This window comes from Pseudomonas tehranensis (assembly GCF_014268615.1).
Classification (GTDB): Bacteria; Pseudomonadota; Gammaproteobacteria; order Pseudomonadales; family Pseudomonadaceae; genus Aquipseudomonas; species Aquipseudomonas tehranensis.
The window spans coordinates 87,634-111,196 of the sequence record NZ_JABWQV010000001.1; the positions used below are offsets into that span (position 1 = coordinate 87,634).

General features: G+C 59.9%; 19 protein-coding genes. 12 read left to right on the plus strand and 7 right to left on the minus strand.

Annotated elements, in window-relative coordinates:
- Window positions 1-44 precede the first annotated feature (44 nt).
- Genes HU811_RS00390 through ilvD form a run of 3 tightly spaced genes read right to left on the minus strand, consistent with a single transcriptional unit; the run spans window position 45 to window position 3,510 of the window.
- Window positions 45-521 carry an aconitase X swivel domain-containing protein gene (locus HU811_RS00390; RefSeq protein ID WP_092396511.1) on the minus strand — a complete coding sequence of 159 codons (477 nt, stop codon included), beginning with the start codon at window positions 519-521 and terminating at the stop codon, window positions 45-47.
- Window positions 518-1,801, minus strand: a complete 1,284-nt coding sequence (locus HU811_RS00395) for an aconitase X (protein WP_092454688.1) — start codon at window positions 1,799-1,801, stop codon at window positions 518-520. Before HU811_RS00395 ends, HU811_RS00390 begins: the two co-directional genes overlap by 4 nt.
- Window positions 1,798-3,510 (minus strand): dihydroxy-acid dehydratase, encoded by a 1,713-nt coding sequence (gene ilvD, locus HU811_RS00400; RefSeq protein WP_186653120.1) that lies wholly within the window; start codon window positions 3,508-3,510, stop codon window positions 1,798-1,800. Before ilvD ends, HU811_RS00395 begins: the two co-directional genes overlap by 4 nt.
- 122 nt (window positions 3,511-3,632) lie before the next feature.
- On the opposite strand from ilvD, the gene HU811_RS00405 reads away from it, so the two are divergent.
- Both HU811_RS00405 and HU811_RS00410 read left to right on the plus strand, forming a co-directional pair.
- Complete coding sequence (locus HU811_RS00405; protein ID WP_186653122.1) at window positions 3,633-4,565, plus strand: LysR family transcriptional regulator; 933 nt, start codon at window positions 3,633-3,635, stop codon at window positions 4,563-4,565.
- Window positions 4,566-4,667: 102 nt separating this feature from the next.
- On the plus strand, window positions 4,668-5,909 hold the full coding sequence (locus tag HU811_RS00410) for a thiolase family protein (protein WP_186653125.1): 1,242 nt from the start codon (window positions 4,668-4,670) through the stop codon (window positions 5,907-5,909).
- A gap of 140 nt (window positions 5,910-6,049) precedes the next feature.
- Here HU811_RS00410 and HU811_RS00415 read toward each other — a convergent pair whose 3' ends face one another.
- The 3 genes from HU811_RS00415 to HU811_RS00425 are packed head-to-tail and all read right to left on the minus strand — an operon-like array spanning window position 6,050 to window position 8,827.
- Window positions 6,050-7,444 (minus strand): HAMP domain-containing sensor histidine kinase, encoded by a 1,395-nt coding sequence (locus HU811_RS00415; RefSeq protein WP_186653127.1) that lies wholly within the window; start codon window positions 7,442-7,444, stop codon window positions 6,050-6,052.
- Window positions 7,413-8,099: a response regulator transcription factor gene (locus tag HU811_RS00420; RefSeq protein ID WP_186653129.1), complete on the minus strand. Its 687-nt coding sequence runs from the start codon at window positions 8,097-8,099 to the stop codon at window positions 7,413-7,415. The genes HU811_RS00415 and HU811_RS00420 overlap by 32 nt, the downstream gene beginning before the upstream one ends.
- Window positions 8,099-8,827 carry a MipA/OmpV family protein gene (locus HU811_RS00425; RefSeq protein ID WP_225248353.1) on the minus strand — a complete coding sequence of 243 codons (729 nt, stop codon included), beginning with the start codon at window positions 8,825-8,827 and terminating at the stop codon, window positions 8,099-8,101. The genes HU811_RS00420 and HU811_RS00425 overlap by 1 nt, the downstream gene beginning before the upstream one ends.
- Window positions 8,828-9,164: 337 nt before the next feature.
- Here HU811_RS00425 and HU811_RS00430 point away from each other — a divergent pair, with 337 nt between their 5' ends.
- The 10 genes from HU811_RS00430 (at window position 9,165) to HU811_RS00475 (ending at window position 22,064) form a co-directional block, all read left to right on the plus strand.
- Window positions 9,165-10,343: an efflux RND transporter periplasmic adaptor subunit gene (locus HU811_RS00430; RefSeq protein WP_186653133.1), complete on the plus strand. Its 1,179-nt coding sequence runs from the start codon at window positions 9,165-9,167 to the stop codon at window positions 10,341-10,343.
- Complete coding sequence (locus tag HU811_RS00435; RefSeq protein WP_186653134.1) at window positions 10,340-13,435, plus strand: efflux RND transporter permease subunit; 3,096 nt, start codon at window positions 10,340-10,342, stop codon at window positions 13,433-13,435. Before HU811_RS00430 ends, HU811_RS00435 begins: the two co-directional genes overlap by 4 nt.
- Before the next feature lie 175 nt (window positions 13,436-13,610).
- Window positions 13,611-14,315 carry a heavy metal response regulator transcription factor gene (locus HU811_RS00440; RefSeq protein ID WP_092396527.1) on the plus strand — a complete coding sequence of 235 codons (705 nt, stop codon included), beginning with the start codon at window positions 13,611-13,613 and terminating at the stop codon, window positions 14,313-14,315.
- Window positions 14,315-15,688 carry a heavy metal sensor histidine kinase gene (locus HU811_RS00445; RefSeq protein WP_092396529.1) on the plus strand — a complete coding sequence of 458 codons (1,374 nt, stop codon included), beginning with the start codon at window positions 14,315-14,317 and terminating at the stop codon, window positions 15,686-15,688. Before HU811_RS00440 ends, HU811_RS00445 begins: the two co-directional genes overlap by 1 nt.
- Before the next feature lie 133 nt (window positions 15,689-15,821).
- Window positions 15,822-16,082: a DUF2790 domain-containing protein gene (locus HU811_RS00450; protein WP_186653136.1), complete on the plus strand. Its 261-nt coding sequence runs from the start codon at window positions 15,822-15,824 to the stop codon at window positions 16,080-16,082.
- A gap of 45 nt (window positions 16,083-16,127) precedes the next feature.
- Entirely contained in the window at window positions 16,128-17,183 is a 1,056-nt protein-coding gene (locus tag HU811_RS00455; protein ID WP_186653137.1) for an oxidoreductase, read from the plus strand.
- Window positions 17,184-17,253: 70 nt separating this feature from the next.
- Window positions 17,254-18,573: an NTP/NDP exchange transporter gene (locus HU811_RS00460; protein WP_186653139.1), complete on the plus strand. Its 1,320-nt coding sequence runs from the start codon at window positions 17,254-17,256 to the stop codon at window positions 18,571-18,573.
- 310 nt (window positions 18,574-18,883) lie between these two features.
- Window positions 18,884-20,296: an acyclic terpene utilization AtuA family protein gene (locus tag HU811_RS00465; RefSeq protein WP_186653141.1), complete on the plus strand. Its 1,413-nt coding sequence runs from the start codon at window positions 18,884-18,886 to the stop codon at window positions 20,294-20,296.
- Window positions 20,296-20,604 carry a DUF4387 domain-containing protein gene (locus tag HU811_RS00470; RefSeq protein WP_092396539.1) on the plus strand — a complete coding sequence of 103 codons (309 nt, stop codon included), beginning with the start codon at window positions 20,296-20,298 and terminating at the stop codon, window positions 20,602-20,604. The genes HU811_RS00465 and HU811_RS00470 overlap by 1 nt, the downstream gene beginning before the upstream one ends.
- Before the next feature lie 83 nt (window positions 20,605-20,687).
- Complete coding sequence (locus HU811_RS00475) at window positions 20,688-22,064, plus strand: MmgE/PrpD family protein (protein ID WP_186653144.1); 1,377 nt, start codon at window positions 20,688-20,690, stop codon at window positions 22,062-22,064.
- Here the strand turns inward: HU811_RS00475 and HU811_RS00480 are convergent.
- Complete coding sequence (locus HU811_RS00480) at window positions 22,061-23,260, minus strand: citrate synthase (protein WP_186653147.1); 1,200 nt, start codon at window positions 23,258-23,260, stop codon at window positions 22,061-22,063. The two genes, HU811_RS00475 and HU811_RS00480, sit on opposite strands and share 4 nt — an antisense overlap.
- Window positions 23,261-23,563: the final 303 nt, after the last annotated feature.

Sequence of the window (23,563 nt, forward strand, 5' to 3'; positions counted from 1 at the left end):
GACCAAAGGTCACGGGAGCGGTTGTTGCGGCTGGCAGATTTCGCTTACGACGGCGCCCGCGTTCGCTGCGACCCGGTCGGGTGTTGCGACGGATCGGTTTGCCGTTGACGCGGGGTCACTTCAACGGTCCCGGCGTCGGCATCGACTCGGACCCAATCCCCGGTTTGAATACGGCTCAATGGATCCTCTGTGAAGTCGGTCATGGCCGGCGCATGGACGACCACGGCGCCAAGGCCCATTTTTGCGGTCATTTCGTTGAACAGCATGGCGCCCGGGGCTACGCCGGCGAGACGGGCGATATGGAACTGCGAGGACCAGCCGGACGAGCCCTTGGCGCCGGGAAACACCAGCACTTTGCCGGCGAAACTGATGCCCTTGAGTTCGTGACGGGTCTCGATGACGGTTCCGGTGCGCGGGTCGATACCGCCCCAGCCAGAGATGCGGTCCCGGGTCACCAGTGCTTCGCCTTCGAAGCAGCCGCCTACGACCTTGCGGCCGGTGAGGGTGAAGGTTGTACTCATCTCAATACTCCTTTCCAACGGCCCTCAATGGCGGCCTGAACGCAATCGGCGGTGCTACCAAACCAGGTCTGGATACCCATGATCGCAGGCAGGTAGTGCGCCTGTTTGGCCGAATCGACTGCCGCCACCCGTGTGCCCGTGGGAACCACCTTGCCAATGGCCGAGCAGGTATCGGTCATCAGGTGCCCACCGGCCTGTTCGATGATGCGGGTGTAGCCGGCGACATCGGCCAGTTGTTTGATCGACGCCGCCGTAAATATCCAGAGCTCGGTATTCGGACTCAGGCGTTGGCCTTCCAGCAATTGGCAGACCTCCCAGAGTTGTTCGAGGCTGTAGTGCGGGCAACCGAGCATCACGAAGTCAATCTCGTCATCACGCGCGGTGATATTGACTTGCTCATAGGCCCAGCGCCGCTCGGCCTCGCCGAAGCGCATTGTGGCCAGGGGCGGGGACGCGCCAAACGCCTGCTCGCGGGTTTGGGCTTCAGGTGTCACCCCAACCAGGTGATACATTTCCACCCCGCCACTGGATGCCGCCGCCGCTCCGAAATGCTTGAGGCGAGCCAGGTTGGGCTGGTGACTCAAGCCCTGGATGACCGGGATGCGGTCCTGCACCTGTTCACCGACCCAGTAGCCGAGCAATCCCCAGTCAGCCGTGGTACTGACGTCTATGTCCAGCTGGATCAGGTGAGTGCCGCGACGGTTCTGCTCGATGTGCAGGCCCCAATAGGGGATCTTGCCGGTCAGCATCGCCGCGCCCGTGCTTTCCCGGCCTTCGGCATTGGTGCGGGCGCCGAGTACCGAGTTGATATAGATCACCGCAGAGGATTCCATCCATGCGCAGTGTTCGCCCTTTACCGGCACGTTGCCGACCTGATAGGGCGTACAGGTATTCAAGGGTTGGACCCCCAGACCACTGCTGTAGGCCTGTCCTGTTTCATAGATGCGGACCACGTCTTGCGAGACGCCTTGGCGTACAGCGTGCCGGGGGTCGATGCCTTGCTGCAGGTGGCTGCTCGAGACCTTGACCGGAGGAATCTTGACCCACTCGGCGCTGTCGAGGTTGAACTCGCTGAACACTGCATCCATACCGCCATTTTGATCTGCGTACTGACGCAGAAAGGGCGTGGTGGCGCCGATGGTACCGGCCACATTTCGCGTATCCACCAGACATTCCGCATCCAGGGCTGCGCCATAGCGCACCAGTAAATCCATGGCTTTTTGCACCGCCGGACCTTGATCGCCAGCGAGCATGGCTTTTTCGTCGTCGCGCAACTTCATTGCGGTTTCTCCCCAGGAGGGGTGATGTCCAGGGGCTTTATCAACACCGCACCGTGTTCCATGGAGGACACATTGTGGCGATATATATCCAGCCAGCCACCACCGAACTGGGAGGGTGCAGGCAGCCAGCGGGCGCGTCTGGCGTGCATTTGGGTTTCGCTGATATCGGCGTCAAGGGTGTTGAGATCCAGGTCGATATCGATGATATCGCCGTCCTCCACCAGTGCGAGGGGGCCACCGACGGCTGCTTCGGGAGCCACCTCAGCCACGACCAAACCTTTGCACACCAGCCCCGAAAGGTGACCGTCGGTCAGCATTGCCACGTGGTCACCCAGCCCGGCCCCGTCAATGGCGAACACGACCTTCGAGGCACCGCCGCCCATGGCCGGACCGCCCTGTACACCGGCACCACGCATGACCACGACATGACCGGGCTGAATGCGTCCGTCCTGCAATGCCTGGATGGCATCGGCGGAGCGCTCGAAGCAGATCGCGGGGCCCTTGAACCGGCGTGGCTTGTGTGGGTCGATGCCGTATTTGACGATGCCAGCCTGCGGCGCAATGTTGCCGCGCAGCATCACGATGGCCGGTTGGGTGGCAAAGGGGGTGTGCAACGGGCGGATCACCTCGTCGTCACTGACGGTTACCCCCACCAGGTTTTGCGTGAGGGTTTTGCCGGTCACGGTCAGCACGTCACCGTGCAGCAACGGCTCAAGGCGCTTGAGCAGCCCGCGGCCACCACCTGCCGCTTCCATTTGCTCAATGCTGTGTTCGCCCACGGGTCGTACGCCGACCAGCACCGGTATCTTTTTCCCCAGTTCCCTGAAGAGTTGGTACACGTCTACGTCAATGCCACCTTCAGCCGCCACCGCCTGCATATGTTTGATGGTGTTGACCGAGCCTCCCGCGGCGAGAATGGTCGCAACGGCGTTGGCAAACGCAGCAGGAGTCAGGATGTCGCGAGGCTTCAGATCCTCCTCGATCATTTCCACGATGCGCTTGCCTGCCTGGTGAACGAAATCGAACATCTGCGGGCTATTAGCTGCAATGGGGGAACTGCCGGGCAAGGCCATGCCCAAGGCTTCACATACCAGGTGCATGGAGTTGGCCGTGCCCATGCCCGAACAGACCCCGGGCCCCTTGATGGCATTGCGTGCCATGCCGGCCAGTTCCTCGACCGGCAGTTTGCCGGTGACCACGTGCATGGAGCTGATGAAGACATCTTCGATATCGACGTGCTGGCCTTTATATTCGCCGCTTGGCTGATACCCGCACACTACGATCAGCGTCGGGATGTTCAATCGGGCGGCAGCCATCAATTGGCCGGGTACCGTTTTGTCGCAAGAGGCCAGGCAGATCATGCCGTCGAGCTGAGCACCTTCGACCGCTACTTCAATATCATTGGTGATGAGGTCTCGGGCGGCGAGCATATAGGCTCCTCCCGCACCGGCACCGGTGATGAAATCACTGGGCGCGGCTGTACGAATTTCGAAGGGCAGCGCACCGGCATCGCGTACCGATTGCTTGAGGGTGGCAGCGATGCCGTCCAGATGACTGAAGCAGATCGCCAGGTTCGACGACGAATTCACGATGGCGATTTTCGGTTTTTCCAGCTCGCTCTCCTCAATTCCCAAGGCGCGCCACTGGGCGGCACGCACAGCCCACAAGTAGGATCCGTAGGGGAAATTACTGCGTAGCTTCTTGGGCATGATTCGCTCCGTTGTTTTTATTAGAGGTCGATTCGGTTAATTACCTTAACGATCTTGTACCGAGTCTAGGCTTCGACCTAGAATCCGAAAACCTTATTTTACTTATAGATAAAATCCAAAATATGGATATCAAGGACGTCGATCTCAACCTGCTGAAAGTCTTCGATGCGCTGCGCAAAAAGCAAAGCGTGACTCTGGCCGGTGATCTCATGGGGCTCAGTCAGCCGGCCATGAGCTTCGCGTTGTCCAAGTTACGCACGCTGTTCGATGACCCATTGTTCATTCGCACTTCACGTGGCATGCAACCTACGGCGAGGGCCCTGCAGATCACCGAGCCGGTGCAACGGATCCTGGAGATGGTCAGCAGCGAGGTGTTGCCATCCACCGGGTTCGTTGCCGAACACTCCGAGCGCCAACTGGTGCTGTGCATGTCGGATATCGGTGAGATGGTGTTTCTGCCCAGATTGATGCGAATGCTCGACAGTAAAGCGCCGCATTTAAAAATTCGGACCCTGGCGTTGTCCTCGGAGCAGTTGGAGGAGGGGCTGGATGCCGGCGAGGTGGACGCGGCAATCGGTTATTTTCCGCGCTTGCTCAATACCTCGATCCGGCATCGTGCGTTGTATCGCCATTCGTTTGTCTGCATCGTTCGTCGCGATCATCCGACCATCGGTGACAGCATGAGCGCCGAGCAATACCAGAGCGCATTGCATGTCGCGGTCCAGCCTGACGGGCGTGGAATGAGCGGACTGGATCGTGAACTGGCAAGCCACGGCATCACCCGTCGGGTGCGTTTCAGCCTGCCACGGTTCATGGGCGTGCCATTTCTGGTGGCCGAATCTGACATGATCGCCACTGTACCCTTGGCAGTCGGACGGAGGTTTGCCGACATCACCGATGTGCGCCTGGTGCCGCTGCCATGGGATATTTGCGGATACGACATACACCTTTACTGGCATACGCGTTTCCATCATGACCCGGCCAACCGCTGGTTGCGACAATCCTTCATCGAACTGCTCGACGACTTCTCACCCACCGACCCGAAGCACATTTAGTTAATTTGAATAATAGTTGCTTGAATTAACTAAAATGACGGGTTAGGTTTTTGCTCACCTTCAAGTGCGCAAAGAGAGAGCAAAAACCATGGAACTCAGGGCATGAGCAGTGCAGGGCAATATTCCGCCTTTGTCGATGTGGCCATTTTCGATGCGGTGCGCACCCCCTGGGTTGATCTTGGAGGAGCCTTGGCTCAGGTTTCGCCTATCGATCTTGGGATCAAGGTCGGTCGGGAGGTGCTGGCCCGGGCCGGCATCGATCCTCTGGCCGTAGACAGCGTGCTGGCCGGCTCCATGGCCCAAGCCAGCTTTGATGCCTATTTATTGCCGCGGCACATCGGGTTGTACAGCGGCGTGGCGCAAACGGTTCCTGCGCTGGGGGTGCAGCGCATCTGCGCCACCGGCTTTGAACTGTTGCGCCAGGCTGCTGAACAGTTGCGTGATGGCGTTCAATTAGCCTTATGCGTGGCCAGTGAATCGATGTCACGCAATCCGATTGCCGCCTACACACACCGGGATGGCTTTCGTCTCGGTGGCGGGGTGCAATTCAAGGATTTTCTCTGGGAAGCCCTGTACGACCCGGCCCCCGGGTTGGATATGATCGCCACCGCCGACAACCTGGCGCGACGCTATGATCTGTGTCGTGAGGCGGTGGACCGCTATGCTTGCGACAGTCATCAGCGAGCCTTGCAGGCACAGCGCGAAGGCGCCTGGTGTGAGGAGATCGTACCCATCGATAACCAGGTGTTCGAACTGGAAGGCTATCAGCCAAGGGGCATCAAGCTGCCGCGTCGCACCAGTATCGTCACCCAGGACAGCCATCCACGACCCACTGACTTCTCGGCGCTGTCGCGCCTGCGGGCGTTACATGTGGGTGGCGTACAAACCGCCGGTAACAGCTGCGCGGTCGTCGATGGCGCAGCGGCGGCCTTGGTAGGACGGGGCTCAGCCTGCACGCGTAGGCCCCTGGCTCGCTTGCTGGCCAGCGCGGTGGTCGGGGTGGCGCCTGAGTTCATGGGTATCGGCCCGGCACCCGCGATTCGTCTGTTGCTGCAACGCAGTGGATTGAGTCTTGATGACATTGGTCGTTTCGAGATCAACGAAGCCCAGGCGGCGCAGGTACTGGCGGTCGCGCAGGAGTTGGAACTGGATCAGACCCGGCTCAACGTCCAGGGTGGCTCCTTGGCCGTCGGGCATCCACTGGCTGCTACCGGCTTGCGGTTGGTCATGACCCTGGCCAGGCAGTTGCGTCAGCACAATCTGCGTTACGGGATAGCCGCAGCATGTGTCGGCGGTGGCCAGGGCATGGCGCTGTTGATCGAGAATCCGACCTATCACAGCTGAGTTGCTGCCCGCCCTGAGTGGGGGGCGGGCCGTTTTATACTCTGACGAGGTGACTGATGTTGGCTGATGTCGTGGATGCACGGGCTGCCCTGGCGTTTATCTGAGGGGCGAGGGCGGGGTGTTCGCACGAGCGCGGGTACTCAAAGCCGGGCAGGGGCATCCAACCGCTCCGGCCAAGACAACTCAAACAGCAGGCCCGGCTCGGCTCGCTTTGCAGACAGCATCCAACCATGGGCCCGTGCAATTTCCTGGCAGATCGTCAGGCCAAGTCCTGCGCCATGGTCACGGCGATGCGGCCCGCGCCAGAAGCGCGTGAACAAGTGCGGCAATTGCTCGCGATCAACGCCCGGCCCCCAATCGCGCACCCTGAGAGCATCCGCACTGACGTGCATCCTGACCTCTGTACCTCGGGGGGCGTGTTGAATGGCATTTTCCAGCAGATTCTTGAGCAACGTGAAGAGTGCACTTCGATCGGCCTGCCATTGGCCGCCGGCAGGCGTCTCGTCAACCAGAACAAGACGTACGTCGACGGCCTCGGCCATGCGCTGCAGATAGCCGCAGGCTTCCTTGGCTATACCGGCGATTTCCACCGTGGCAAAACTGTAATTCTGAACCTCACTGGCTTCGGTCAGGAGCAGCAGTTGCTGGACTTGCCGTGTCATATGCGCCACGTCATTGAGCAGGGCGGTGCGAGCGTGATGGTCTTGCATCAGTTCGATTTGCGAGCGAATCAACGCCAGCGGTGTTTTCAGCTCGTGCGCTGCGGTTGCAAGGAACTCCTGCTGGACACGATAACCTTGCTCCAGGCGCGCAAGCGCCTGGTTGAAGCTGGTGACCAGCGGCTCGACCTCGGACGGCACGGTTTTTACCTGCAACCGTGAGTGCAGGGAACGAGGGGAGATGGCGGCCGCTGACTCCGACACTTCACGCAAGGGTTTGAGGGTGTAGCCCAACGTGAAATAAGCGCAGGCGCCGAAGACGAACAGCAGCACCAGGCTGAACAGCGCGATCCCGGCCCCCATGAATGGCCAGGCAAACCCCCCATGGAGCAAATCCATGAGCCTCTCGCTGGCGGAAAATTGCAAATACCAGGTCTTGCCTTGATGCTCGACAGCCGCGGTGGCGGCGTACATGACGATGCCTTCCCGCTCGAACTTGAATCTCGACTGTTGCGATGGGGGATTCGTTGTCACTGAAGACCAAAACGTCGCGTCGGTGGAGGTCAGGGCCACATTGCCCGTTGAATCCAGCACGCGGTAGCCGATTTCCCGCCCCAGACTATCGAAGGTCCAGACTCGGTCACCCTCACTGCTGTCGAATCCGAGGGGCCGGCCAGTGGCATCGAACTGGACCTTGCCGGCCAGGTCATGGGTGCGCTCGGCGACGTCGGTGGTCAACAAGATATCGCTCTTTGACGTGATGAGCGCGAGCACCCCCAATGCAATCAGCAGAATGCTCAACCCCACGCCGACCACGTAGGCGAGCAGCACCTTGAAGCTGATGCTATTGCGCCAGGTCTTCTTGACGAAGGGCATAACCGAGACCTCTGAGGTTGATGATTCGTTGGCGGGAGCCGATGGCAAGCAGCTTGCGGCGGATCCGGTGAAGGGCCACATCCAGTGCGTTAGGCGTCACGGCTTCGCTCAAGCCCCAGCCTGCCGCTTCTATCGCGGTGCGACGCACGATTTCCCCTGGCTTTCGCAACAGCAACAGCATGATCTGCATTTCCGCAGGCGCCAGAGGAATGCTTTGGCCTGCACAGCTCATGACGCCGGTATCGGGTTGCAGGCTCAGGTCACCATGACTCGGCGCGAGTGGACGACAGTCCACGGGACGCCTTAGCAACGCCCGCACGCGCGCGACCATCTCATCCATGGCGAACGGCTTGGGCAGATAGTCATCTGCTCCAGCATCCAGGCCTGCGACACGGTCATGCAGTGCGTCGCGCGCCGTGAGGACAAGGCAGGGCACGCCAAGCCCGGCGTTGCGCAAGCGCTGCAACAAGACGAGCCCGTCGCCGTCCGGCAAGCCGCGATCAAGGATCAGCGCCTGGTAGGGGACCCGCCCGATAGCCGCCCACGCACCATCAATGCGATTGACCACATCGACGGCGATGCCGGCGCTCGCCAGGCCTTTGCACACCAGATGCGCCAGTCGTTCGTGGTCTTCGACCAGCAGAATACGACTCATCAGAAGCGGTACAGGTAGCCGAAGAGCACGCTGTTTTCGGTAGAACGGTCTACCAGCGGGCTGTCCTTGATCTCATCGGTGAGGCTCGTGGCCTTGACGTCAAGGAATACGGAATGATGGTCATCGAACATATAGTTTCCACGAACGCCCAGTTCGGTATTGAGGCCGGATTTTCCATCATAGGCTGCTCGATCAATGCGAGCTTCACTTTCGCGAACGCCAAAATAGTAATCTACGTACTTTTGGTCCTGCCATATCGCCGCCATTCGCGGCGTGAGGGTGAGGTGCTCACCCCATTGCCAGGATCTCTCAAGACCCAGGGTAAAGCGCTGGCCCTTGCTGTTGCCCGATACGTCCGCCAGCCACCGGGCGCTGACATCGGCCAGAGGGTTGCGCCATTGCACCTTGGCGCCCGCCCAGAAGCCACCTTTACGGTCACTCATGCCATCCAGGAAACGGGCATCGTCGTCGTCATACCCACTGAAGTCGTATTCACCGACGATGCTCAGATCCAGTTGCTGGGAGTCGTTGATAGTGAAACCCGGCAGCTTGATCTCGGCGGTAGGGCCGAATACGCGCACGTAGTCATTTTCAAAGTAGATCAACGGTATGACCTGACTTTCACGGTCGACGCCCTTGTACGGCGGCTGGCTGCTGACCGCCCCCATGCCGAGGCCCCAGGATGAAGAGGGCTCGGCGTTTGCCGACTCAGCGGCGAGTGTGGCCATGGATGAGCACAGACCGAGCACCAAGGCTGACGAGGTGGCGGTCAGCCGGGCTGCACTTGGAGCTTTAGAGGTAGGCAGGGGCGTGCAATGCATGGGGTTCTCCAGATCAATAGGATGAAAACGACCCTATCGTCGAAAAGTTCTTCTTACTGGACACTTACCCATCAACCGACACCGATTCTCTGGCTGGTAAGCATCGCGAAAGATTCCCTATCCGATAGTGGGCACCCGAGGCAACCACGCCAAATGGGAGTGTGACGCGTCAGCGCCCGACGCGCCGACCAGCACCCCGCGAGCGTTGCGATCACGCGATACCTTGCGCAGGAATTCGATCTCCATGAAAAGAAAAACACGGCACACCTTACTGATTGTGGTGACGACGCTTTGCTCGATCATGGGTGTGATGACAGCGCTGGCGATCGGATCTGCGGGTGAGACGCTCGACAGCGCCAAGGTGCAAGCGTCGCCCAGGCCGGCGCTCACGGTGAGCGTCACGACGCTCCAGCCGGCCATGCTACCGATCCGGGTCCGCGCACACGGCAACATCATGGCGTGGCAGGAAGCGAGTATCGGGACCGAGGCGGATGGCCTGCGACTGGCCGAGGTCAATGTGAATGTCGGCGACCTGGTTCGGCGTGGCCAGGTGCTCGCCGTGTTCGCATCCGCCAAGGTCGCCGCCGAGCTTTCGCAGAGTCGCGCCGCCACCACCGAAGCACGGGCGACACTCGCTGAAGCCGCCGCTAATGCCCAGCGTGCCCGGCAGTTGCAAGACGGCGGTGCGCTGTCGGCCCAGCAGGTTCAGCAGTACGTGACGGCAGAGCGTACGGCTCAGGCGCGACTCCACGCGAGCAGGGCAGTGGAGAGGGGGCAACGCCTGCGCCTCGCCCAGACTCGGGTGTTGGCGCCCGACGACGGCGTGATTTCGGCTCGCAGCGCAACGGTTGGCGCCGTACTGCCTGCCGGGGAAGAGCTGTTCCGTTTGATTCGCAACGCGCGGCTTGAGTGGCGCGCAGAAGTCTCGGCAGCTGAGCTGGTGAAACTCAAGCCGGGTCAGCTGGCACGGGTGACCCTCGCCAGCGGCGCGCCGGTTGAGGGCACGCTGCGAAAGGTCGCGCCCATGGTCGATATGCAAACCCGCAACGGGTTGGTCTTCGTCGACCTGCCTGCGGACGACGCGGCGCGTGCCGGCATGTTTGCTCAGGGCGACTTCGAAGTGGGTGTGGCGCGCCTGCTGACGTTACCCCAGAGCGCCGTGCTGCAACGCGACGGTTTCAGTTACGTATGGCAAGTAGGGCCGGCATCCAGGGTTATCCAGAAGCGGGTGACGGTGGGGCCGCGCGCCGGGGAGCGCATCGCAATCAGCGGCGGGATCGATGCGACGGCCCAGGTGGTCGTGGCCGGTGTTGGCTTTCTCAGCGACGGCGATCGGGTTCGGGTCGTCCAGGAATCGCCCGCCGTGGACCCTGCGCAAGCAGTGTCCGGTTTCGGCTCGGTTGTCAGCCGGAGCGCGCCATGAGCCTTAATACATCGTCGTGGGCGATCCGCAATCCGACGCCGTCAATCCTGTTGTTTATCTTGCTGACGTTTGCAGGCCTGATGGGTTTTTCGGCGTTGAAGGTCCAGAACTTCCCCGACATCGATTTCCCCATGGTCACCGTCTCGCTCGAGCTGCCAGGGGCTTCGCCGGTACAACTGGAGAACGATGTCGCCCGCAGGATCGAGGACTCCCTGGCGACGGTGCAGGGCGTCAAGCACATCCAGAGCACGTTGACGGATGGCAATGCGCAAGTCACGGTCGAGTTTCGTTTGGAGAAGCCGCTGCAGGAAGCGCTCGACGACGTGCGCGACGCGGTTGCACGGGTAAGGGCCGATCTCCCGGCCGATCTGCGCGACCCGGTGATTAGAAAAGTCGACTTTGCCAGTGCTCCGATCCTGACCTACACGGTTTCGGCAAGCCACATGGATACGGAGTCGCTGTCGTGGTTTGTTGACAACACCCTCAGCAAAACCTTGCTGGCGGTTCCCGGGGTCGGTGCCGTCACACGCGTTGGTGGTGTAACCCGGGAAATACGCATCGATCTGGACCCGGTTCGCCTGCTGGCGCTAAACACCTCGGCCTTGGACATCTCTCGCCAACTGCGCCGCGTCCAGCAAGAGGCATCGGGCGGCAGGGTCGACCTGGGCGGGGCCGAGCAGACAGTGCGCACCCTTGCCACTGTGCAGTCGGCGCAAGAGGTTGCCGCGCTTGAGATCACTTTGAACGATGGCCGGCGTATCCGGCTCGACCAGGTAGGCACGGTTTCCGATACCGTCGCCGAACCACGCTCGGCCGCGCTTCTGAATGGCGAGCCGGTGGTCGGCTTCGAAATTGCCCGCGCAAGAGGGGCTGGCGAAGTGGAGGTCGACAAGGGGATACGCGCAGCGCTCGATACGCTCGTTACCCAATATCCCGGTATCGTCATCGCTCAGGCGTTCAACTTTGTCGATCCGGTGATCGAGAATTACGACGGGTCGCTGCATTTGCTCTACGAGGGCGCAGCGCTTGCGGTGTTGGTGGTGTTCCTGTTTCTGCGGGACTGGCGGGCGACGTTCGTTTCGGCGGTCGCCTTGCCACTCTCGGTGATACCGACATTTGCCGTGATGCACTGGATGGGGTTCACCCTCAACACCGTAACGCTGCTGTCCCTGTCGTTGGTGATCGGCGTTCTGGTGGACGATGCCATCGTCGAAGTCGAGAACATCGGCCGCCATCTGCAGATGGGTAAGAAACCCTATCAGGCGGCCATGGACGCTGCCGACGAAATCGGCTTGGCGGTGATCGCCACGACGTTCACGCTCATTGCCGTATTCCTGCCCACCGCCTTCATGAGCGGCACGGTCGGTCAGTTCTTCGTTCAATTCGGCTGGACGGCGGCGACCGCTGTGTTCTTCTCCCTGGTGGTGGCTCGCCTGCTGACGCCGATGATGTCAGCCTACCTGCTTCGTACACCGAAGCACCCACCCCGCCAGCAGTCACGATGGGTGAGCGTGTATCTGTGCTGGGTACGCTGGTGCCTGGGCCATCGCGCATTGACGCTCACCACCGCGGCGCTGGTTTTTGTCGGCGCGCTGCTGCTTGTACCCTTGCTGCCGAGCACCTTCATCCCTCCCGACGACGACTGGCAAACGCAAGTGACGCTGACGCTCGCTCCCGGTAGCAAGCTCGATGACACGCTCTTGCTTGCCGAAAGGGCGCGAGGGATTGCCGAGCAAAACCGGCATGTGAAGAAGGTTTATACCGCCATCGGCGCTGGCAATGCTGGAGCCGGCCCGACCGAGCACTCCGACAGTTCTGGCGTCAATGTGCGTACGGCCGTCTTGACGCTTGAACTGACGCACCGCAATGAGCGACCAGGGCTGACCCGGCAGCAGATCGAAATCCAGCTTCGTGAGGCACTTGCCATCCTTCCCGGCGCGCGCGTCAAGGTCGCCATGGACGAGGCGGAAAGCTACCTGCTTGTCCTCGCCAGTGAGGATGGGCTTGCGCTCGCCCGGCACGCGCAGCAGGTGGAGCGGGAGTTGCGAACCCTCCCGCAGATTGGCGCGGTCACCTCGACCGCCAGCCTGCTACGTCCTGAATTGGTTGTGCGGCCCGACTTTGCGCGCGCGGCCGACCTTGGCGTCACATCCGCAGACATCGCTGACACGCTGCGCGTTGCAACGCTTGGTGATTATGATCAGGAACTGGCCAAGCTCAATTTCAGCGAGCGGCAAGTGCCGATTGTCGTGCGCCTGTCCGCTGCCGCTCGTCAGGACATCGAAATACTCAAGCGTCTGCCGGTACCCGGCGCGCGTGGCCCGGTACCGTTAGAAAGCGTTGCGACCCTCGAAATCGGCAGTGGCTCGGCGCAAATAGTGCGTTACGACCGCATGCGCAACATCAATTTCGAAATCGAGGCGAGCGGCCAGCCGCTGGGTGACATCGAGCAGGCTGTGCTTTCCCTGCCGAGCTTGCGGGACCTGCCGCCGGGTGTTGTGCAGACTGCCAGGGGGGATGCCGAAGCAATGGGCGAGCTTGCCTCGGGTTTCGGTATCGCCATGCTCACGGGCGTGTTGTGCATCTACATGGTGCTGGTGCTGTTGCTCAAGGATTTCGTGCAACCGCTGACTGTCCTCGTCGCACTCATACTTTGCGTCCCTGGTGCGATCCTGGCGCTTTTCGCCAGCCAGTCGGCGTTATCAATGCCATCGATGATCGGGCTGATCATGTTGATGGGCATTGCGACGAAGAACTCGATTCTGCTGATCGACTACATCGTTCTGGCACGCCGTCACCATGGCCTGGATCGCTGGGAAGCGATCATCGATGCGTGTAGCAAGCGGGTCCGACCGATCATCATGACGACAGTGGCAATGGGGGCGGGCATGACGCCAATCGCGCTAGGCTGGGGCGCCGATCCGAGTTTTCGATCGCCCATGGCCATCGTGGTGATGGGTGGGCTGGTGACCTCGACTTTGCTGAGCCTGCTGGTGGTGCCGGTGGTGTTTACTTGCCTGGATGATGTCCAGCAATGGATCCATCTACACACCCGCAAGGGATCCGAGCGGGCCACCTCTACAGGCCTTTGAACAAGCTTGTCAGCCGATTCTGACAAGAATGTCAGGAAGCGGTCAGTTTGCGGACACCTTCATTGTCTAGACTGGCGGAGGGTAGCTACAGGCTACTTTGCAGGTCGTGTGCAAAAATAACCCAAACCGGGCTCCTGTTTGCCCGGTTGTCCCGCTTCCCGAGAGGAGTTACCTGATGCGCCTGCTCATCGTCGAGGACGAAGAAAAGACTTCCTCCTATGTGCATCGTGGCCTGAGTGAGCTCGGCTACATTGTTGATGTGGCGAGTAACGGTATCGATGGGCTGCATTACGCGCTGGAAATGGAATATGACGTCGTGATCCTTGATGTCATGTTACCGGGTAAGGACGGTTATGGCGTACTGGAGGGCTTGCGCCTGCAGAAGAAAACCCCGGTCATCATGTTGTCGGCCAGGGGCACGGTGGATGATCGCGTTCGCGGATTGCGCGAGGGCGCTGATGACTATCTAAGCAAACCCTTTTCCTTTGCCGAACTGGTCGCCCGCGTCCAGGCATTGATCCGTCGGCGCACCGCAGACTCGGCTGACCTGACCCATCTGCGCATCGACGACCTGGAGGTCGACCTGCAAGCGCGCAAGGTGACCAGGGCCGGCCTGCGGCTTGATCTGACGGCCAAGGAGTTTTGTCTGTTGAGCCTGCTGGCGCGCCATCAAGGAGAGATTCTTTCCAAAATGATGATTGCCGAGCAGGTCTGGGACATGAATTTCGACAGTGATGCCAACGTCGTCGAAGTGGCGATCAAGCGTGTCCGGGCCAAGGTCGATGTGCCTTATTCGCGCAAACTGCTGCATACCGTGCGGGGCATGGGCTATGTACTGGAAAGCCGTGAAGCCGACGGCAGACAAAATGGTACGTCATGATGAAAGGATCGATATCCAAGCGGCTCGCCCTGATGTTTGCGCTTTCGGTCATGCTGATCACCGCGATCAGCGCGACGCTGCTGCGCTGTTCCTTGAAGACATCGCTCGAAGAGCAGATGCAAAACGAGTTGATCCTGCGTCATTCCGTCCTTGATCCCGTGCTCGCAAAATACGATTCACCGGCGTTCTGGATCGGCTTGCGTGAAAAGCTGGACGGCCTGACGCCCACAGATGAGCGGGTGCGTTATTGGGTCCTGGTGGACAACCCGGCCTACAGCTATGGCGGGGGGATGCCAGACGGCCAGGATTGGTCGAAGCGCCCGGATGGATTCTTCAGCATGGCGATACCCGAACGGGATCGTCCCATGGTGCTGCAAGTCAAGACCATCCCCGCCATGGGTAATCGCCCGGAGTTGCGCTTTATCGTGGGGCTCGATTCAACGCCGTTCATGAAGACCCTGGACCATTTCACCAAGACGCTGATCCTGACTTCGGCGCTGGGCGTGGTACTGGTCGCGCTGCTGGGTTACTGGATCGCGCGTTTCGGCCTGGGGCCGGTCAGGCGCCTGAGCCGTCAGGCCAACAGCCTGCCGCCGGGTGATTCAAAGCAGCGACTGGATACCGAGGCACTGCCCGACGAGTTACAGGAACTGGCGGTGTCGTTTAACGGGGCCCTGGCTCGCCAGGAGGCCGCGTGGTGCCAGCTCGAAGGGTTCAATGCCAATGTCGCCCATGAGCTGAGGACGCCGCTGACCAACCTGATCGGGCAGACCCAGGTCGCGTTGGCTCACGGCCGTGATGTGGCTGAGCTTCAGGATCTGCTGCAGTCGAATCTGGAAGAGCTTGAACGCATGGGCACCATCGTCAATGACATGCTGTTCCTGGCGGGTGCGGAAAGTGGGCAGCGTGCAACCGAGCTCAGTGATGTCTCGCTCTACGAGGAGGCGTCAAAGACGGTGGAATACCTTGAGCCCGTGTTGCTCGACAAACATTTGAACGTGACGATCGAAGGCGACATGTGCGTGCGCATCGACCGACGCCTGTTTCATCGCTCCCTGGCCAATCTGCTGCACAACGCAGCGCGTTACGCTGTGCCGGGGAGCACCATCACGGTGAATCTGGTCAGCCACGGCATGCAGGTTGAGGTGAGCGTTTCCAATGCGGGTGAGCCCATTGACGACGTGCACCTGCAGCGCTTGTTCGAGCGTTTCTATCGCGCCGATGTCGCCCGGGCGCGAAGCGACGCGCACCATGGCCTGGGTCTGTCCATTGTGCGGGCAATAGCGTCCATGCACGGTGGACGAGTGTTCGCCCACAGCAAGGATGGCTTCAATACCTTTGGATTTTCCCTGATCAGCCAAGCAGCCCGCTAGTCATCGTCACGCGAGGCCCGGCGTGGCTCGCCGGGGTTTGACATCTTCCTGTCAGTCAGCAGTCACCTTGACGTCAGTCGCCCCTCCTTAGAGTGCTACGACCATCCCGGTAAGGACAGTCGTGGAGTCCACTATGAATATTCAAAACGTGTCGATTGCCAGTCTTCTGGCATTTATCACTCTGAGCGGTTTGCCTCTGTTTGCCGAAGAAAAAAACGATGTTCCCGCCTACGAATATGGCATGCCGCTGGACATCGCCAGGGTCATCCGCATTGAAGAACCGAAGTCGCAGGTGTGCGAGGTCGTGCGCGCCAAGATGACTTACGTGAATACCCAGGGGGTCACCGAGCGCGTCAGCTTTCTCCAGCAGTCTGAGGTGTGCACGCTTCAGTGACCGTCCGGCGGTGCTGGTTCTTCATCCAAATAAAGGGCTAAAACCATGAGCATCAGAACAGCAGCAACCGAAACTGGCCTATCGAATCATTTGAGCCGACTGGTGAAGCTGGCTCGAACACTCACCGTTGGCGCCGTGCTGCTCAGCGCGGTCAGTATCGATGCGTCCAGTCGCGCCGAGCCGAAACCGGACTGGTCGACCCGCGACATGCCTTCCCAGAAAGGTCGAATTGTCCTGATCACCGGCGGCACGAGCGGCATGGGCTACGAGGACGCACTGGCGTTGGCGCGGGCCGGCGCCGAGGTGATCATTGCTGCGCGCAACCCGGAGCGGGGCGCGCAGGCCATTGCGCAAATCAAAAAGTCCGTACCCGACGCCAAGGTGCAGTTCGAGGCCGTGGATCTGGCCAATCTTTCATCGGTACGCGACCTGGCCCAGCGTCTGAACCAGAGACTGCCGCGCCTGGATGTGTTGATCAACAATGCCGCCGTCATGGCGCCTCCTGAGCGGGGCGTCTCCGCGGATGGCTTCGAGCTCCAGTTGGCGACCAACTACCTAGGGCACTTTGCGTTGACCGGCTTGCTGGTGCCGTTGTTACGTCAAAGCCAGGACGCCCGCGTGGTGAGCCTGTCAAGCATCGCCGCGGCTCGCGGAACAATGAACTTCAACGACCTGCAAGCCGAGCAGCAGTACCAGCCACTGGCCGCTTATGCGCAATCCAAACTGGCCATCCTCCACTGGACATTGGCCTTGCAGCAGCGCAGCGAGGCCGAAGATTGGGACATTCGCAGTATTGCTGCGCACCCTGGCGTCGCCGTCACCGAGTTGGTCGCGCGTGGACCGGGTCTGAACAGCGAGTTCGGCCAGCGATGGGCCAAGGATCGCGACGCCTACCATTCAGCTGCACAGGGTGCGCTGCCCACCCTGTATGCCGCCACCGCACCTGAGGCGGTGGGTGGTGCCTATTACGGGCCGACCGGTGACGATGAAAAACGCGGCCCGCTGGGCTTCGCCAGGATGCCGCCGGCCGCCACCGATGAGGCAGATGCCGAACGGCTCTGGAGCATCTCCGAGCAACTGACCGGCGTTACCTACCGCTGATCAACGCTTGGGCACGGCAATCCGTTCCGTGCCCAGCCCCTCTGGCCTGTTGCGCCTTCCAGGAGTTTCCATGCGTACGCCTTCCTACCTGCATCGGCTGAGCCACGCCGTTAACGCCCGTGATGATGAGCTGCGCCCGGCGCTGTGCGGGTTCTTGTTGTTTCTCTGCCTCTTCACCGGCTACTTCATGCTGCGCCCGATACGTGAATCGATGGGCATCGCGGCGGGCGTGGAGAATCTGCAATGGTTGTTCACGGCGACTTTCCTGGTGATGCTGGCGGCCGTTCCACTGTTTGCCTGGGTCAGCTCAAGGGTCCCGCGCCTGCGCCTCGTCGATTGGGTGTATGGCTTCTTCGGGATCAACTTGCTGATGTTCGTCGAACTGTTTGAGTTTCAATCGGACAGTGTCTGGCTGGCCCGTACTTTTTACGTATGGATATCGGTTTACAACCTGTTCGTGGTGTCCGTGGCCTGGAGCCTGATGGCGGATGTATTCGACAGTGAGCAGGCCAAGCGTTTATTTGCTTTCATCGCGGCCGGCGCGAGCATCGGCGGGCTGCTGGGGCCGGCCCTGAGCGCGGCACTGATTGACGCCATCGGCGCATCGGGGTTGATGTTTCTGGCGGCCCTGTTGCTCGGTGTCACGTTGGTATTGAAGCGCGCGTTGATGGGATGGCGCGAGAAGGGCGGGGCTGGTCGACCCGGTGCGGCACCGACGCAAAGCCCCAGGCAGCCACTGCAGGGCAATCCGTTCAGCGGTTTGACGGCGGTGCTCAGGTCACCCTACCTGTTGGGGATTGCCGGGTTCGTCGTGCTATTGGCGACGGTCACCACCTTTCTCTACTTCGAGCAGGCGCGCCTTGTGGCCGAACATTTCCCAAGTCGCGAGGCGCAAGTCCGGGTTTTCGGCACCATTGATTTCATCGTGCAGGCAGGCGCCCTGGTCTCTCAGTTGTTCATCACCGGACGCATTGCGCCCAAGTTGGGGGTGCGTGCGTTGCTGGCGATCGTGCCGCTACTCATGTGCATCGGGTTCGTCGGCCTTGCGCTGGCCCCTGGCTTTGCGCTGCTTGCAGCATTGATGATCGTGCGGCGAATCGGTGAATACGCGTTCGTCCGACCGGGCCGGGAAATGCTGTTCGCACCCTTGGACGCCGAGAGTAAGTACAAGGCCAAGAACTTCATCGACACCGTGGTGTATCGCGGGGGTGATGCCGTGAGCGGTTGGGCCAAGAGCCTGCTCGACATGCTGGGGCAGGGCAGCGGCCTGGCGGCGCTGATTGGCGCCGGTTGCGCGCTGTTGTGGGCCTACCTGGGCTGGCAACTGGGACAGCGTGCCGACAATCGACAGCAGGCGCTGGGCGTGGGCGCCAGCGCCGTCGAAACATAACCCAAGGCGCGCAAGAGGGGCGCGCGGCGAGAGTGCTTGTTCGTCATCAGTCATACCGGTCAGCGCGTTGCTCGATCGCCTCGAAAATTGAAGTTCTATCTTGGGAAGTGTGCAGGGTTAAACGAACTTTCAGCGACGTTGAGTTTCAGCGCTAAAGTATATTTCCGTTACCGAATTAATGGTGGTGAACGCCAGAAAGAACACCCGATAGACAATTGGAAGGCCGGCCTATATTGATAATTTCTGTCCACTTGTCAACACGATTACAGCCCTTATTATTGCCTGACTAAGCGAATGGGAAGAGGGTTGTATGGGGCAGGTATTTGAAGGTTGCGTCAAGGTGATAGTGCCTTGTGGTTCATTGGGCGCGGGCGTTCGTGAAGAAGAAATTACTTATGGGCTGGTGGCCGGTGCGCAAGCAATTGCCACGGACGCCGGTTCTACCGACAGCGGCGCCGCTTATCTCGCACTTGGAAAGTCGAAGAATAACCGAGGAGCGGTCAAACGCGACTTGACGATATTAATGAAGGCGCAGGCGTGGTCCGGGGTACCGATAATTGTCGGCACGGCAGGGCAGGCCGGTGGCGATCTCAACCTGGACTGGACGCGCGATATAGTCCTGGAGGTGGCAGGAGAGTTGGGCGTAACGCCAAAGATTGCGCTCATCTATTGTGAGCAGGACAGGGAGACCGTAAAGAAGTTGAACGCACAGGGGCGGATCAAACCGCTCCCGCCTCACGGTGAGCTCGATGACGCTACGGTGGACAGCTGTGAACACATTGTGGCGGCCCTGGGCGTGGAGCCGTTCATCGCCGCGCTGGAGGCGGGCGCCGATATCATCTTGGCGGGGCGTTCGACCGATACTGCTGTAATCGCCTGTTATCCGATCTGGAAGGGCGCGCCCTGGGGCCCGTCCTGGCATGCCGGCAAAACGGGGGAGTGTGGTGTCCAGTGCGCCGTTAACCCGACATTAGGCTCGGGGATATTGCTCAGTGTTGATGCGCAGGGTTTCGACGTTGAGCCATTAAGCAAGGACAATCAGTGCACGCCCCATAGCGTCTCTGCACACATGCTTTATGAAAACAGCGACCCGTTTCGCTTGGTGGAACCCGGCGGTATCCTCAACGTCTCACAAGCGCGCTACCAGAAGCTGAACGAGCGAGCCGTTCGTGTTGTAGGGTCTGAATGGGAGACGATGCCCTACACCATGAAGCTGGAGGGCGCCGCGGCCGGTCTCTATCAGACAATCATGTTAGTGGGTATCCAGGACCCCGATGTACTCAATGATATTGATGGGTTTCACGACCGCCTGTTAGAAGCCCTGTACACCCGGACACGTCAATCCATCCCGCCGCAGGAGTTGGGCGAGTTTCATATCTCTCTGCGAATGTACGGCTGGAACGGCGTCACCGGCGTACAACCCCCCGTTGGAACTTTGCCTCCGCCGGAAATAGGCATGCTATTTGTCGCCACTGCGGCGACTCAAGAAATGGCCAATACAATTGCCCAAGCGTGCAATCCCTACTTTTTTCACTACCCCAGCGTAATGGGCAAGGAATTGCCTTCTTACGGCTTTGCTTTCACCCCGGCCGATATACCCCGCGGCCAGATTTATGAGTTCAAATTAAACCACGTGGTGCAGTTGGAGGATCCCTTTGAGTTGGTACGTATTCAATGGGTTGATCTTTGCGAGCCGGTATTGGCTGAGAAGGGGCTGGGATAATGGTTAAGTTACGTGATGTATGTCGGCATGTTCGATCCAAACAAGCCGGACCGTTCTGGATCACCTTCGATATATTTTTTGACGGACGCGAAAACTTCGAGCGTTACTCGCAAAGTGCTGCACTTTCATCGGCACAATTCGCAAGGCTTTATGGCACCGATCCGGCGCGGGTAAAACATATTCCCGTGGCTGACCTGGAAATGGTCAAGATTTCCTACCCGCGCGCTACACCGCAAGGCGGGATGGTGGAGCGTGACATGCATGCCGGCCAGCAATATGTGCGTTTACTCGACGTCGTTCTGGACTGAGTTCCTCACGCGCCACTTTGCAATAGGTGACGCCGTCGCCGTCACCGGCGAAAACCCAACCCCTGCACAGAACAGAGGCAACCATGAGTGATACGCCTATTGCGCTGCAACTTGCAGAGTACGCGCATAAGTTCAGGCATCAGTGTCTGCCTGAAGAAATCACCGCGCTCGTGCGACAGCGCTTCATTGACAGCCTGGCATGCATATTGGGCGCTTACGGAGCGGGGCCTGTGAATGCCGCCGTGTGTTATGCCGCTGCCAATCCCGCGAAGTCGTCCAGCGTATTCGGAACAACAATCCAAACGACGCCAGAGATCGCGGCGTTTGCCAATGGCGTGATGGTGCGTTTCCTAGACTACAACGACGGCTACATGGGGCTGGAGCCGGGCCATCCGAGTGACAATATTCCAGCCTGCCTCGCGCTTGCACAGGCTGAGGGGGCCACTGGGGCAGAACTCATTTCGGCCGTTGTGCTGGCCTATGAAATCCAGATGCGACTGCAGGACGCGGCCAGTCTGAACAAGCGCGGCTGGGACCACGTCAACTATATAAATGTGGCGATGGCCGCAGCGGCTTCCAGCTTGATGAAGCTGGATGTGGCGCAGACCGAACAGGCAATCAATATAGCGTTGAGCGCTCATCTGGCCATGCGCCAGGTTCGCAGTGGATCCCTGTCGGACTGGAAGGGCTGCTCGGCCGCAAACGCTGCCCGTAATGCGATCTTCGCTGCCCAACTGTCGCGTCACGGCATGACAGGCCCGTCGCCAGTGTTTGAGGGTGACATGGGTTTTTTCAAATTGGTCTCAGGCCCGTTCGACCTGGATACGGATCGTTTTGGTACGCCCGAAAATGGTGATTACGCTATACGGCGTTCCCTGACCAAGACCTTTCCCACCAACGGCGAGTTGCACACCGCCGTGTGGGCAGCCCTGGATATACGGGCTCGGATTGACGATCTCGACGATATCGCTTGCATCGTTATCGAAACCTCCGAGTTCAACCGTCGAGTGTTGGCTGACACTCCTGAAAAATGGTTGCCCAAGACGCGGGAGACGGCGGACCACAGTTTGCCCTACAACGTGGCCCGGTCGCTGCTCGACGGTGACATTACCCTGGGCTCGTATTCGTCCGCAAAAATAGCTGACCCCGCGGTGATTGCCCTGATGGGTAAGATCACCGTGGTGGAGGACGGCGCGCTCACCGCGTTGTTCCCGCGTCATCTTGCCAACCGGGTCAGCGTCACGCTGGTGTCAGGTGAAATCGTCGTGAGCGAGGTGATCAGCGGTCCGGGGTCCGTCGAAACACCGATGACCGATAGCGATTTTGAACGGAAATTCAGAAGGATGGCCTCACCGCATCTTGATGAGTCGGCACAGGCCAAGGTGCTGAGGTATGTTGCTGAACTTCAACACCAATCCGAATTTACAGCGCTGTTTGCAGCCATGGTCGCCTCTGGTTAGTCACTGGCGAGATGGGTCGCTCTTGGCAGAGTCCCCGTGTAACGAGCGCGGGGGCGAGCGTCATGATGCTGATTGTATTGCTCGCTGGCATGGGCTATCCAGCCGATCAATCTTCCGACACCGGCCAGTGCGATCTCCTGCCGATGCAACCCAAGTTTTCTGCCGATGAAGCTCACCAGGAGAATGAACTCCGGTGGGTAGGCGACGAGTTCCGAGGCGACGGAAAAAGCTTTCTGTAGCTTTGCAAATTCACTGTCGCCCTCGAAGGCGGCGGTCAACGCCTTCATCAGATTGGTCGCGCGTGGGTCACTGATTGAGTGGACATTAGGGCCAAACCCTATGATGTGCCCCTCCTGGCTGTAGCGTTGCAAGATCGGTTGGGTGGGATCTGCGGCTGTACATATTTCCTCGATCATTCTGCTGGCGGCTTCGTTTCTGCCATAGGCGATCTTATGCCCCCTGGCGGCCGCGAGTCCTGCGATCGCCGCGTAATAGGGGGTGGCGCCGGTCGTTGCCGCAACGCGAACGCTGTGAGTGGCGTGGTCCAGTTCATGATCGACGCTGAGGATCAGAAGGCGCCTGATCAGATCGGCGTGCTCCGGCGGGGCTCCGCAGGCCTGGGTAATAAATTCGTGCAAGGGCTGCGTGCTTGGCTGGGTTGCGCCCACGACCAACGCGGCGAACCATCTCACGACATCGGCGCCGGTGCGTGCATAGCTGTCGATGGAAAGATCGAAGGCTTTGGGGTTCTCCCTTTGTACCAGAGGGAAAAGCGCAATGGCCTTTTCCGGCGCTGACATATGCTCATAGATCTTCAGCAATTTGGCGCTATCCTTCGGCGCGCGAGGTAGCGACGGTCCGAACGCCGATGGCACCTGCCACATCAATCCGGCGACCTCCTCAACCGTGGCGTGGTCGGCGAGCTCGACGACGTCGTGCCCCCTGTAGAAGAGCCCGTCATCGGTGATCAAGGTAATGGCGCTGTCCGATGAAGACGAGCGCTTTGCCGCGTGCCCCGCGGGGCTTTTCACCAAGCGCTGGATGTCTTCGGCCCAATAGCGCCGCTTGGGCGTATTGGCGATCTTGACGGACCGAATGTTCTTGCGGCTGACGTAGGCATAAAGCGTTGGCAGGCTGACCCCCAGCATTCCAGCCGCTTCTTCTGCCGAAAGGTAAAGGTCTTCTTGATCAGGCATGACGGATCCGAACAGGTTGATGGCGGTTTGTACATATTCACTAAATATACCCGCCTTGCGTCAATGTCTACCAGGATATCCATTTCGCCGTGCTTTCGATGGGGGGAACAATAGCCGGTCTACCAGGAGGGCCCAACGGAGGCGGGAATCAAAAATCTGCCTCGTGTTGCTTCGATGCCGTGCCACCGGCATATTTTCCCCAGCATTTGCTGGATGTTGACGAAAAAAATCAAGATTTACAGTGTTTTCTCCCCTATGTAGATTCTTCGGGAGTGGCCGGTCGTTCACATTGATTTGCTACGA